The organism is Streptomyces sp. NPDC003635 (assembly GCF_053587635.1).
In genome coordinates, this window is record NZ_JBSFOK010000010.1 from 74,770 (window position 1) to 87,377 (window position 12,608).

The 12,608-nt window shown below is 71.7% G+C and carries 13 protein-coding genes; 10 read left to right on the plus strand and 3 right to left on the minus strand.

The genetic code is table 11. From position 1 onward, the window contains the following. Positions 1-2: 2 nt before the first annotated feature. Positions 3-1,019, minus strand: coding sequence for a non-homologous end-joining DNA ligase (gene ligD, locus ACWDRW_RS12490; RefSeq protein WP_451722522.1), 1,017 nt, complete (start codon positions 1,017-1,019; stop codon positions 3-5). Positions 1,020-1,093: 74 nt separating this feature from the next. Between ligD and ACWDRW_RS12495 the strand changes: the two genes are divergently transcribed. Beyond that, entirely contained in the window at positions 1,094-2,158 is a 1,065-nt protein-coding gene (locus ACWDRW_RS12495) for an ATP-dependent DNA ligase (protein ID WP_451722523.1), read from the plus strand. Positions 2,159-2,187: 29 nt separating this feature from the next. Here ACWDRW_RS12495 and ACWDRW_RS12500 read toward each other — a convergent pair whose 3' ends face one another. Then, the gene (locus tag ACWDRW_RS12500) at positions 2,188-3,378 is read right to left on the minus strand and encodes a zinc-dependent alcohol dehydrogenase (protein ID WP_451722525.1); all 1,191 of its coding nucleotides are present in this window, start codon (positions 3,376-3,378) and stop codon (positions 2,188-2,190) included. Between the two features lie 174 nt (positions 3,379-3,552). Between ACWDRW_RS12500 and ACWDRW_RS12505 the strand changes: the two genes are divergently transcribed. Beyond that, entirely contained in the window at positions 3,553-4,536 is a 984-nt protein-coding gene (locus ACWDRW_RS12505) for a DUF3048 domain-containing protein (RefSeq protein ID WP_451722526.1), read from the plus strand. A 19-nt stretch (positions 4,537-4,555) separates the two neighbouring features. Here ACWDRW_RS12505 and ACWDRW_RS12510 read toward each other — a convergent pair whose 3' ends face one another. Further along, positions 4,556-5,020 carry a MarR family winged helix-turn-helix transcriptional regulator gene (locus ACWDRW_RS12510; protein WP_451722527.1) on the minus strand — a complete coding sequence of 155 codons (465 nt, stop codon included), beginning with the start codon at positions 5,018-5,020 and terminating at the stop codon, positions 4,556-4,558. Between the two features lie 198 nt (positions 5,021-5,218). Between ACWDRW_RS12510 and ACWDRW_RS12515 the strand changes: the two genes are divergently transcribed. The 8 genes from ACWDRW_RS12515 (at position 5,219) to ACWDRW_RS12550 (ending at position 12,502) form a co-directional block, all read left to right on the plus strand. Next, positions 5,219-5,974, plus strand: a complete 756-nt coding sequence (locus tag ACWDRW_RS12515) for a CoA transferase subunit A (RefSeq protein WP_451722528.1) — start codon at positions 5,219-5,221, stop codon at positions 5,972-5,974. Continuing rightward, positions 5,974-6,618, plus strand: a complete 645-nt coding sequence (locus ACWDRW_RS12520; protein ID WP_451722530.1) for a CoA transferase subunit B — start codon at positions 5,974-5,976, stop codon at positions 6,616-6,618. Before ACWDRW_RS12515 ends, ACWDRW_RS12520 begins: the two co-directional genes overlap by 1 nt. Further along, complete coding sequence (locus tag ACWDRW_RS12525; protein WP_451722531.1) at positions 6,615-7,817, plus strand: thiolase family protein; 1,203 nt, start codon at positions 6,615-6,617, stop codon at positions 7,815-7,817. The genes ACWDRW_RS12520 and ACWDRW_RS12525 overlap by 4 nt, the downstream gene beginning before the upstream one ends. Before the next feature lie 21 nt (positions 7,818-7,838). Beyond that, entirely contained in the window at positions 7,839-8,612 is a 774-nt protein-coding gene (pcaH, locus tag ACWDRW_RS12530) for a protocatechuate 3,4-dioxygenase subunit beta (protein WP_451722532.1), read from the plus strand. Positions 8,613-8,617: 5 nt separating this feature from the next. Further along, complete coding sequence (pcaG, locus tag ACWDRW_RS12535) at positions 8,618-9,223, plus strand: protocatechuate 3,4-dioxygenase subunit alpha (protein WP_451722533.1); 606 nt, start codon at positions 8,618-8,620, stop codon at positions 9,221-9,223. Beyond that, positions 9,220-10,527, plus strand: coding sequence for a 3-carboxy-cis,cis-muconate cycloisomerase (gene pcaB, locus ACWDRW_RS12540; protein WP_451722534.1), 1,308 nt, complete (start codon positions 9,220-9,222; stop codon positions 10,525-10,527). The genes pcaG and pcaB overlap by 4 nt, the downstream gene beginning before the upstream one ends. Further along, positions 10,524-11,645, plus strand: coding sequence for a bifunctional 3-oxoadipate enol-lactonase/4-carboxymuconolactone decarboxylase PcaDC (gene pcaDC / locus ACWDRW_RS12545; RefSeq protein WP_451722536.1), 1,122 nt, complete (start codon positions 10,524-10,526; stop codon positions 11,643-11,645). The genes pcaB and pcaDC overlap by 4 nt, the downstream gene beginning before the upstream one ends. A 65-nt stretch (positions 11,646-11,710) precedes the next feature. Then, positions 11,711-12,502: an SDR family NAD(P)-dependent oxidoreductase gene (locus tag ACWDRW_RS12550; RefSeq protein WP_451722537.1), complete on the plus strand. Its 792-nt coding sequence runs from the start codon at positions 11,711-11,713 to the stop codon at positions 12,500-12,502. Positions 12,503-12,608 lie beyond the last annotated feature (106 nt).

The following is a 12,608-nucleotide window of genomic DNA, read 5'->3' on the forward strand; positions in this document are numbered from 1 at the left end:
TCTCACGCGGGGTCGTGTTTGGCCCTGCTCGGCTGGACCCGCTTGGGCTCCCCCGGCATCTTGGGGTACTCCGGCGGGTAGGGCAGATCGCCCAGCCCGTGGTCCTGTTCGTCCTTGTGGGCCAGCTCCAGCAGGGCCTCCAGGGAGAAGCGGTGGTCGTCCATGTCCGCGTGGACGTCGCCGAGTTCGGCGTAGCGCACGGGCATGGTCGCGAGGTCGAAGTCACGGGGGTGCGCGACGCCGACCTCCTCCCAGCGCAGGGGGGCGGAGACGGGGGCGTGCGGGCGGGGGCGTACGGAGTAGGCGGAGGCGATGGTGCGGTCGCGGGCGGTCTGGTTGTAGTCGACGAAGATGCGCTCGCCCCGCTCCTCCTTCCACCACTTGATGGTCACCCGCTCCGGCATCCGGCGCTCCAGCTCCCGGCCGACGGCGATGGCGGCCCGCCGGACCTGGGTGAAGGTCCAGCGCGGTTCGATGGGCACGAAGACGTGCAGTCCGCGTCCGCCGGAGGTCTTGGGCCAGCCCTTCAGGCCCCCGAACTCGTCGAGCACGGCCCGCAGTTCGTGGGCGGCGCGGACCGCGTCGTCGAAGTCGGTGCCGGGCTGGGGGTCGAGGTCGATGCGGAGTTCGTCGGGGCGGTCGACGTCGTCCCGGCGCACCGGCCAGGGGTGGAAGGTGAGCGTGCCGTACTGGGCGGCCCACAGCACGGCCGCCTCCTCGGTGGGGCACATCTCGTCGGCGCTGCGACCGCTGGGGAAGGTGATGTGGGCGGTCGGAATCCAGTCGGGCATGTTCTTCGGGGCGCGCTTCTGGAAGAAGTTCTCGCCGTTCACGCCGTCCGGGTAGCGCTCCAGGGTGGTGGGCCGGTTCCGCAGGGCACGCAGGATGCCGGGCGCGACGGCCTGGTAGTACCGGGCGAGATCCAGCTTGGTGAACCCACGCTCCGGGAAGAAGACCTTGTCCGGGCTGGACAGCCGAACCGTCCGCCCGCCCGCCTCCAGCTCCACCGCTTCACCCATGCGAGCCACGGTAGGCCCCCCTCCCACAGCGCGCATACCGGGCATAGGGGTGCATATGCGCGCAGAATCGGACCATGGACCTGCCCGTGATGCCCCCCGTGAAGCCGATGCTCGCCAAGTCGGTGGCGAAGATCCCGCCGGGGATGCAGTACGAGGCCAAGTGGGACGGGTTCCGGGCGATCGTGTTCCGCGACGGGGACGAGGTCGAGCTGGGGAGTCGTACGACCAAGCCGTTGACCAGGTACTTTCCCGAGTTGGTGGAGGCGCTGAAGGAGCGGGTGCCCGAGCGGTGCGTGCTGGACGGGGAGATCGTGATCGCCCGGGAGGGGCGGCTGGACTTCGACGCGCTCACCGAGCGGATCCATCCGGCGGCGTCCCGGGTGAGGACGCTCGCCGAGCGGACCCCGGCGTCCTTCGTGGCCTTCGACCTGCTGGCGCTGGCGGACGAGTCGCTGCTGACCGTGCCGCTGACCGACCGCAGGGAGCTGCTGACCACGGCGCTCGCGGGGGCGACGCCGCCCGTGCACGTGGCGCCGGCGACCACCGACGTCGAGGTGGCCGAGCAGTGGTTCGAGCAGTACGAGGGGGCCGGTCTGGACGGGGTGATCGCCAAACCGCTCGCCTCGCGCTATCTCCAGGACGAGCGGGCCATGTTCAAGATCAAGCACGAGCGGACGGCCGATGTCGTCGTGGCCGGGTACCGGCTGCACAAGAGCGGACCCGTCGTCGGCTCACTGCTGCTCGGGCTCTACGACGACCAAGGCGCCCTGCAGCACGTCGGGGTGTCCGCCGCCTTCGCCATGAAGGTGCGCGCCCAGCTGATCGAGGAACTGGAGCCGCTGCGCATGGACGACACCACGGGGCATCCCTGGGCGGCCTGGGCGGAGGAGGCGGCGCACGAGACGGCCCGGTTGCCAGGGGCGCCGAGCCGCTGGTCCGGAAAGAAGGACCTGTCCTGGGTGCCGCTGAGGCCGGAGCGGGTGATCGAGGTGGCGTACGACCACATGGAGAACGGGGCGCGCTTCCGGCACACCGCCCGGTTCCGCCGCTGGCGCCCGGACCGGACCCCGGAGAGCTGCACCTACGCGCAGCTGGAGGAGCCGGTCCGCTACGACCTGGAGGAGATCCTCGGCCGCTGATCAGTTCCGCATCAGCGCCTCGGCGCCGATCAGGGCCGCATCAGCACCTTGACCGCGCCGTCCTGCTTGCGCTGGAACATCTCGTACGCGTGCGGGGCGTCGGTCAGCGGCACATGGTGCGTCGCGAAGTCATCGACACCGAGCGGGTCCTCGTCGGTCAGGTACGGCATGATCTCGTCGCTCCAGCGGCGTACGTTGGCCTGCCCCATGCGGATCTGGACCTGCTTGTCGAACAGGGTCAGCAGCGGGATCGGGTCGGCCTGACCGCCGTACACGCCGACGAGCGAGAGCGTGCCGCCGCGGCGGACCAGGTCGATGGCGGTGTACAGGGCGGCGAGCCGGTCCACGCTGAAGCGCTCCGCGAGCCGCCCGCTCAGCGCCCGCGGGAGCATGCTGCTCGCCTGCTGGACCAGGCGGGCGACCGCGCTGCCGTGGGCCTCGGTGCCGACCGCGTCGATCACGGCGTCGGGGCCTCGTCCGTCGGTGCGGTCGCGGATCGCGGCGACCAGCTCCTTCTCACTGTCGAAGTCCCGCAGGTCGAAGGTCTCCACGCCCCGCTCCCGGGCCCTGCTCAGCCGCTCGGGGACCAGGTCCACACCGAACACGCTGCCCGCGCCGCGCGCCATGGCGATCCGGCAGGCCATGTCGCCGATCGGCCCGAGTCCGAGCACGGCGATGCTGCCGCCCTGGGGAACATCGGCGTAGGCGACCGCCTGCCAGGCGGTGGGCAGCACGTCGGAGAGGTACAGGAAACGGTCGTCGGGCGGACCCTCGGGCACCTTGATCGGTCCGAACTGCGCCTGCGGGACGCGCAGATACTCGGCCTGAGCGCCCGGTACCGCGCCGTACAGCCGGGTGTAGCCGAAGAGCGCGGCGCCCATGCCCTCTCCGGTGACCTGGGTGGTCTCGCACTGGGTGGGCAGTCCGTTCAGGCACATCCAGCAGTCGCCGCAGGCGATCTGGAACGGCACCACGACCCGGTCCCCGACGCTGAGGTCCATGACGCCCGCGCCGACCTCCTCGACGATGCCCATCGGTTCGTGTCCGAGGATGTCACCCGGTGTCATGAACGGGGTGAGCACCTCGTACAGATGCAGGTCGGAGCCGCACAGCCCGGTGGAGGTGATGCGGATGACCGCGTCGGTCGGCTCCTGGATGGTCGGATCGGGCACGTTCTCCACCCGCACGTCCCGCTTGCCCTGCCACGTCACAGCCTTCACGACACCCGCTCCCTCCATCAGCTCGGGCGCCCCGGGTACCCGTGGCCACTGCCGTGAACCGCGGGTGCGCCGATCGGTGTATTCCAGGCGGTCAACCAGATTCGAGCGGGTATGGCCAGCAATGAACTCATAAGCGCACAATCATGACAACAGAACGGGGTGGCTCCGGTGAGCATGGGACACAGGACGCGCAAGAGACGCGCCGCGACGACCGCGGCACTGCTGGCCACGGCGATGACCATCTCCCTGGCGGCGGGCTGCGGCACGCCGGACGGCGGACGGGACGACGGGCGCGGATCCGACGACGAGCGACGGGAGAGCGTCGGCCCCACCCGCGCGGCCGAGGGATCGGTCCTCGCCGTGAAGATCGACAACGTCCGCCGGGCCAAGCCCCAGACGGGCCTGGACTCGGCGGACCTCGTCTACGTCGAGCAGGTCGAGGGCGGACTGAGCCGGCTGATGGCCGTGTACGCGTCCGAGCTGCCCGAGGTCATCGGCCCGGTGCGCAGCGCACGCGAGTCCGATCTGGAGCTGCTGCGTCAGTTCGACGAGCCGACACTCGCCTTCTCCGGCGCTCAGCGCAAGCTGCTCCCGCTGATCGACAAGGCGCCCCTGAACGCGCAGCCGCCGGGCAGGACCTCCGACGCCTACTTCCGCGACACCGAAAGACCCTCCCCGCACAATCTCTATCTGCGCCCCGACCGGCTCGTCGCCTCCGCCCCCGGCTCCGAGGCCCTGACCACCGGCTTCCACTTCGGACCCGCGCCCTCCGGCGGCACGGCCGACACGTCGGAGACCGTCAGCTATCCCGCCGCCCGCTTCGACTTCACCTGGTCCGAGAGCCACGGCCGCTGGCTGGTCTCGCAGGACGGCGCTCCCACGGTGATAACGGACGGCACCCGGGTGGCCCCGGCCACGGTCGTCGTGCAGTACGTGAACATCCGCAAGTCCGACTTCCACGACTCGAACGGCAACTACACGCCGTACACCGAGACCGTGGGCTCCGGTAAGGCGAAGGTGCTGCGCGACGGACGGGCCTACGACGTCGACTGGAAGCGCGCGAGCGCGGGGGACGGCACCGAGTTCACGACCTCGGAGGGCAGCCCGGTGAACTTCGCGGAGGGCCAGGTGTGGGTGGTGCTGGCCAAGGGCGCCTGAGAGGGCGGGGGCACGCGGCTCAGCTCTGCGCGACGAGGGGTTCCGAGGGGTTGCGGAGCCCCTCGGCCGCGTCCGCGACCCGCCGGATCAGGTCGAAGAAGACCGTCTGTTCCTCGGCGGAGAGCGGGGCGAGGAAGATCTGGTTCATCCGGGCCGTGCGGACGGTGAGCTTGCGGTGGGTGCGCGCCCCGTCGTCCGTCAGACGCAGCAGGAAGCGCCGGCCGTCCTGCGGGTCACGGACCTTGTCCAGCAGCCCGCGGCGGCCGAGCCGGCTGATGACCTCCGCGATGGTGGACCGGTCGAGCCCCACGCGCTCCCCCACGGTCCGCTGGTCCAGGCCCGGCTCGGCGACGAGCGCGTTCAGCACGGCGAACTGCGGGGAGGTGATCTCCTCCGAGACCATCGTGTTCCACAGCAGGTAGTGCGCCTGCTGCAACCGCCGGGCCAGGTGCCCGGGGTGGGTGGTCAAGTCCACCGCGGCCATGTGCGCTCCTGTCGTCTGATTCGTCGGTGCACTGAACAATACATTCCTCGACTCAGACCGTCTCCACCAGCGACGTGCCATTTTACGGGGGCCTTGACGCCCAGGCCCTCCGGTGGCAGCGTGAGGGACACCCGCTGAAATACTCAGTGCCCTGATTAATTGACGGACCGGGCGCTCGGACGAGATGGGGCTTCACGGATGGACAAGGTGGTCGCCACGGCTGTCGAGGCGGTGGCTGACGTGCCGGACGGCGCGTCGCTGGCGGTGGGTGGTTTCGGGCTGAGCGGTGTGCCGAACGTGCTGATCGGTGCCCTGTACGCGCGGGGCGTGAGCGGCCTGTCGGTGGTGTCCAACAACTGCGGGGCGATGGAGTCCGGGCTGGCGGTGCTGCTCGCGGCCGGGCGGATCGCGCGGGTCACCGGCTCGTACATCGGCGCGAACAAGGAGTTCGCCCGGCAGTACCTGGCCGGGGAGCTGGAGGTGGAGATGATCCCGCAGGGCACGCTCGCCGAACGGCTGCGGGCCGGCGGCGCCGGGATCCCCGCCTTCTACACCCCCGCCGGAGTGGGCACGCAGGTCGCCGAGGGCGGACTGCCCTGGCGCTACGACGGCTCCGGCGGCGTCGCACTCGCCTCGCCGGCCAAGGAGGTCCGGGAGTTCGACGGCACCGAGTACGTGCTGGAGCACGGGATCCGCACCGATTTCGCCCTGGTGCGGGCCGCGAAGGGCGACCGGCACGGGAACCTGGTGTTCAACAAGTCCTCCCGCAACTTCAACCCGCTCGCGGCGATGGCCGGACGGATCACGGTTGCCGAGGTGGAGGAGCTGGTCGAGCCCGGCGAGATCGACCCGGACGCGGTGCACCTGCCGGGGATCTTCGTGCAGCGGGTCCTGGCACTCACGCCGGAGCAGGCGGCGGACAAGAGGATCGAGCAGCGGACGGTGAGCAACTGATGGCCTGGACGCGGGAAGAGATGGCCGCGCGGGCGGCGAGGGAGCTCGAGGACGGGCAGTACGTCAACCTCGGTATCGGGCTCCCGACGCTGATCCCGAACCACCTCCCGGAGGGTGTGGAGGTGATCCTGGAGTCGGAGAACGGGATCCTCGGCACCGGCCCCTATCCGACCGACGATCAGGTCGATCCGGATCTGATCAACGCGGGCAAGGAGACGGTCACGGTTCTGCCGGGGGCCTCCTTCTTCGACTCGGCGCTGTCGTTCTCGATGATCCGGGGCGGTCATGTCGATGTGGCCGTGCTGGGGGCGATGCAGGTGTCGGCGGGCGGCGATCTGGCGAACTGGGCCATCCCGGGGAAGCTGATCACCGGGATCGGCGGCGCGATGGACCTGGTCCACGGAGCCCGTACGGTCATCGTGGTGATGACCCACACGGCCAAGGACGGCTCGCCGAAGATCCTCACCGAGTGCGCGCTGCCGCTCACGGGCAAGGCGTGCGTGAACCGGGTCATCACGGATCTCGGGGTGATCGATGTGACACCGGAGGGTCTGGTGCTCGTCGAGACAGCGCCCGAAGTGGGCGTTGACGAGATCATCGCGAAGACCGACGCGAAGCTGACCGTTGCGGAGGATCTGCTGTGAACCCGGTGTACATCGTCGACGCGGTGCGGACGCCCATCGGCCGTTACAACGGCGGTCTCGCGAGCGTCCGCCCCGACGACCTCGGCGCCCACGCCCTGCGCGAACTGCTCGCCCGTACGCCGGACTTGGACCCGTCCCGGATCGAGGACGTCTACTTCGGCAACGCCAACGGCGCCGGCGAGGAGAACCGCAACGTCGGCCGCATGGCCGCGCTGCTGGCGGGACTGCCGACCTCCGTGCCCGGCGTCACCGTCAACCGCCTGTGCGCCTCCGGCCTGGAGGCGGTCATCCAGGCGGCCCGCGCCATCGCGGCCGGGGACGCCCACATCGCCGTAGCCGGTGGTGTGGAGTCCATGACCCGGGCGCCGTACGTGCTGCCCAAGAACGACAAGCCCTTCCCGGCCGCCCACACCGAGCTGTACTCCACCACCCTGGGCTGGCGCATGGTCAACCCGCGGATGGAACCCCAGTGGACCGTCCCGCTCGGCGAGTCCGCCGAACTCATCGCCGACAAGCACAAGATCACGCGGGAACAGCAGGACGAGTTCGCCCTGCGCAGCCACCAGAAGGCGGCCGCGGCCCAGCAGGCGGGCCTGTTCGAGGCGGAGCTCGCGCCCGTCTCGATCCCCCGGCGCAAGGGGGACCCCGTGGTCTTCGGCGCCGACGAGTGCGTGCGCCAGGACGCCTCCCTGGAAGCCATGGCCAAGCTGAAGCCGTCGTTCCGCAAGGACGGCGGCACCGTCACCGCGGGCAACGCCTCGCCCCTCAACGACGGCGCCGCCGCCCTCCTCCTCGTCGACGAGGAGGGCCTGCAGGCCACCGGGCGTGAACCCCTCGCCCGTCTCTCCGCCACCGGCGTCAACGCCCTGGACCCGCACTACTTCGGCCTCGCCCCCGTCGAGGCCGTCAACCGCGCCCTGACCAAGGCCGGCAAGACCTTCGCCGACCTCGACGTCCTCGAACTCAACGAGGCCTTCGCCGCCCAGGTCCTCGGATGCGTCGCCGAATGGCCCGAGTTCGACCCGTCGATCCTCAACCCGCAGGGCGGCGCCATCGCCCTCGGCCACCCCCTCGGCGCCTCCGGTGCCCGCCTCGCCGGCACCGTCGCCCACCAACTCGCCCGCAAGGGCGGTGGAATCGGCGTCGCCACCCTCTGCATCGGCGTCGGCCAAGGCCTCGCCCTCGTCCTCGAACGCTGAGAATCCCGAGGAATCCCACCCATGACTCTCACCCAGCACGCCATCGACCAGGAGATCGCGGCCGAGCACGCCGCCTACGAGAAGCGCGTCGCCGACGGCGCACCCGTGGAGCATCACCCGCGCCGCGACTACGCGCCGTACCGCTCCTCCGTTCTGCGCCACCCCAAGCAGCCGCCGGTCGCGATAGACGTCAGCAAGGACCCGGAGCTGGTGGAACTGCACTCCCCCGCCTTCGGGGAGCGGGACATCACCGAGATCGACAACGACCTGACCCGGCAGCACACCGGCGAGCCGATCGGTGAGCGCATCACCGTCTCCGGGCGCCTGCTCGACCGCGACGGACGCCCGATCCGCGGCCAGCTCGTGGAGATCTGGCAGGCCAACTCCGCCGGTCGCTACGCCCACCAGCGCGAGCAGCACGACGCCCCGCTGGACCCGAACTTCACCGGCGTCGGCCGGACGCTGACCGACGACAACGGGCAGTACCGCTTCACGACGATCCAGCCGGGCCCGTACCCCTGGCGTCAGCACCTCAACGCCTGGCGCCCGGCGCACATCCACTTCTCGGTCTTCGGTACGGCGTTCACGCAGCGGCTGGTGACGCAGATGTACTTCCCGAGCGACCCGCTGTTCCCGTACGACCCGATCATCCAGTCGGTCACGGACGACGCGGCCCGGCAGCGGCTGATCGCGACGTACGACCACAGTCTGTCGGTGCCGGAGTTCTCCATGGGCTACCACTGGGACATCGTGCTCGACGGCCCGAACGCCACCTGGATCGAGGAAGGGCGCTGACCGCCATGACGAAGATCGACACCAGCCGCCCCGAGACCGTGCTGCCGACCCCGTCGCACACCGTCGGCCCCTTCTACGGCCACGCCCTGCCCTTCCCCGGCGGCGGTGACATCGCCCCGGTGGGCCACCCGGACACGATCGCGCTCCAGGGATACGTCCACGACGGCGAGGGCAACCCGCTGCCGGACGCGTTCCTGGAGCTGTGGGGTCCCGACCCGGAGGGCCGGGTGTCCCAGGTCGACGGCTCCATGCGGCGCGACCCCGCCAGCGGCGGCTTCCTGGGCCGCAACGGCGTGGAGTTCACCGGCTGGGGGCGCGTCCAGACCGACGCAGGCGGTCACTGGACGGCGCGGACGCTGCGGCCGGGCGCGCGCGGGCAGAGCGCGCCGTACCTCAGCGTGTGTCTCTTCGCGCGCGGGCTGCTCGTCCACCTGTACACGCGGATCTACCTGCCGGGCGACGAGGCCGCCCTCACCGCGGACCCGCTGCTGTCCCGGGTGGCGCCGGAGCGACGCGCCACGCTGATCGCCGAAGATCAGGGGCAGGGCACCTACCGTTTCGACATCCGCCTTCAGGGCGAAGGCGAGACGGTCTTCCTGGAGTTCCAGTGAGTTCTGCCGACAGTCCGCTCGGTCCCGGGTGGGCGTCCTGTGCCGCCGCGTCCGCGACGAGTGACACCGCCTATCTGCAGGCCCTGCTCGACGCCGAGGCCGCGCTGACCCGGGCGCAGGGCCCGGCCGGGGCCGCGGCGGCGGTGACCGAGGCCGCCGACGCGGGCCGGTTCGACCTGGGGTCGATCGCGGCGCGCGCCCGCGCCGGGGGCAACCCCGTCATCCCGCTCGTCGCCGATCTGACGAAGGCGGTGGGCGAGGAGTACGGCCCGTACGTGCACCGGGGCGCGACCAGCCAGGACATCATGGACACCGCCACGATGCTGGTCGCCCATCGCACCCTCGGCCTTCTCCTCGCCGACCTGGACCGCACCGGGTCGGCGCTGGCCCGGCTGGCCGTCGAGCACCGGGACACGGTGATGCCGGGGCGCACCCTCACCCAGCACGCCGTACCGACGACGTTCGGGCTGAAGGCGGCGGGCTGGCGGGCGCTCGTGCTGGACGCGCGGGACCGGATCACCGCCGTGCGGGATGCGCTGCCGGTGCAACTCGGCGGCGCTGCTGGGACGTTGGCCGCCTTCACCGCGTACGGCATCGAGGACCCGACCGCGCTGGTCGCGGCCTACGCCCGGGAGGCGGGGCTCACGGCGCCGACCCTGCCCTGGCACACCCTGCGGACCCCGGTCGCCGATCTGGCCGGGTGCCTGGCGTTCACGGCCGGGGCGCTCGGCAAGGTCGCGGTGGATGTGCTGACGCTGTCCCGGACCGAGATCGCCGAACTGGCGGAGGACAGCGGCGGCGGTTCGTCGGCCATGCCGCACAAGGCCAACCCCGTACGGTCCACGCTCGTCGCGGCGGCCGCCCGGCGAGCGCCGCAGCTCGCGGCGACGCTGTACGGCTCGCTGGCCGCCGAGGACGAGCGGCCGGCCGGGGCCTGGCACGCCGAGTGGGAACCGCTGCGTGAACTGCTCCGGCTGACCGGCGGGGCCGCCCGGGACGCGGCCGAACTCGCCGAGGGGCTGCGGATCGACGCCTCCGCGATGCGGGAACACCTCGCTCTCACGCACGGGTTGATCGTCTCGGAGCGGCTGTCCGCCGGGCTGACCCCGGTGCTGGGCCGCGCCCGCGCCAAGGAACTGCTGACGGAGCTGGCCCGACGTGCCCACACCGAGGGGCGTCCACTTGCCGAACTTCTGTCCGAGCAGCCGGAGTTGAAGGACGTAGACCTCGCCGAACTCACCGACCCCGCCCGCTACACCGGCAGCGCCGCTGCCCTCACCGACCGTGCTCTGGAGCGACGTTGACCGATCTACTCCTCAATCACCGTGCCGAGGGATCCGCTTCCGCTCCCCCGCTGCTGCTCGGTCCGTCGCTCGGCACCTCGTACGCGCTGTGGGACGCGGTCGCGCCCGAGCTGTCCATCGGGCACCGGGTGGTGCGCTGGGACCTCCCCGGGCACGGTGGCTCGGCGGCGGACCTGATCGGGCCCGGCGCCACCGTCGGGGACCTGGCGGAACTGGTGCTGCGGCTCGCCGACTCGCTCGGCATGGAGCGGTTCGCCTATGCCGGGGTGTCGCTCGGCGGGGCCGTCGGCCTGCATCTGGCGGTGCACCGTCCGGAGCGGGTGTACTCGCTGGCCGTGATCTGTTCCTCGGCCCACTTCAACGGGGCCGGGCCCTGGCAGGAACGGGCCGCGCTGGTGCGTGCCGAAGGGCTCGCCGGTCTCGCCGAGGGCGCCGACTCCCGTTGGTTCACGCCCGGGTTCACCGTGCCGCGGCTCGTCCAGGACCATCGGGACGCCGATCCGGAGGCGTACGCGGCCTGCTGCGACGCGCTGGCCGCCTTTGATCTGCGCGACCGGCTGGCGGAGATCTCCGTGCCGACGCTGCTGATCGCGGGCCGGGAGGACCCGGCGACCCCGCCGGCCCATCTCCGGGAGATCGCCGACGCGGTGCCGGGTGCGGCGCTCGTGGAGATCCCGGGCGCCTCCCACCTGGCAGCCGCCCAGTGCCCGGAGGCCGTCCTGACCGCCCTGCGCGCCCACCTCGGCGGCGGCGCCCCCCGTGGCATGGAAGTGCGCCGGGAGGTGCTCGGCGACGCGCACGTGGACCGGGCCCAGGCCCGCCAGACCCCCTTCACGGCACGCTTCCAGGACTTCATCTCCCGCTACGCGTGGGGCGAGATCTGGACCGACCCGACGCTCAGCCGCCGGGAACGCAGCATGATCACGCTGACCGCGCTGGTCGCCCACGGCCACTACGAGGAGCTGGCGATGCATGTGCGGGCCGCCCGACGCAACGGGCTCACCCCGCAGGAGATCGGCGCGGTACTGCTCCAGACGGCCGTGTACTGCGGAGTCCCCGCGGCGAACTCGGCGTTCGCGACGGCGCAGCGGGTGCTCGCGGAGGAGGAAGAGGGCTGACCGTGGCGGGCCCCGCACGCACCGGCAGCCCGCCCCCGTCGGCCCCGCCTGGCTACGGTGGAGGCATGTCCACGATTCTGATCACCGGCGCCACCTCCGGGCTCGGCCGCCACGTCGCCTTCGAGCTGGTCCGCGCAGGGCATGTCGTCCTGGCCCACGGCCGGGACGCCGGGCGCACGGAGCGGCTCGTCGAGGAGCTGCGCGCGGAGGGGGACGCGGAGGGCTTCGTCGCCGACCTGGCCTCACTGGCGCGGGTGCGGGAGCTGGGCTCCCATGTCGCCGCCGCGCATCCGGATCTCGATGTGCTGATCAACAACGCCGGGGTCGGCGGCGGTTCGCCCGGGGCGGGGCGGGAGCTGAGCGCCGACGGACATGAACTGCGGTTCGCCGTCAACTACTTGGCGCCGGTCGCGCTCACCAGCGCCCTGCTGCCGGTGCTGCGCGCGAACGCGCCCGCCCGGATCGTCAACATCGGCTCGGTCGGCCAGGAGCCCGTCGACTTCGACGACCCCGGGTTCACGCGCGGGTACGAGGGCTTCGCCGCGTACTGCCGCAGCAAGTTCGCGCTCGCCGCGCACACCTTCACGCTCGCCGAAGAGCTGGCGGGCACCGGGGTCTCGGTGAACGTGCTGCACCCGGCCACCTACATGGACACGGCGATGGTCCGCGAGGGCGGTGTCACGCCCTGGAGCACCGTAGCCGACGGAGCGCCCGGCGTACTGGCCCTGGCCACCCGGGACTTGGGCAGCGGTGGCTTCTTCGACAGCACGGCCCCGGCCCGGGCGCACCGGGCGACGTACGACCCGGACGTGCGCGAGCGGCTGGCGGCGACGACGGATCAGCTGCTCGGCGCCTGAGCCTTCCTCGCCCCACCAGGAACACTGCTCCGTCCCGTCAAGCCAACCCCGGCTCCTCCAGGAAGGCTGCTCCGCCCCGCTAGGCCAACCCGGCCCCTCCAGGAAC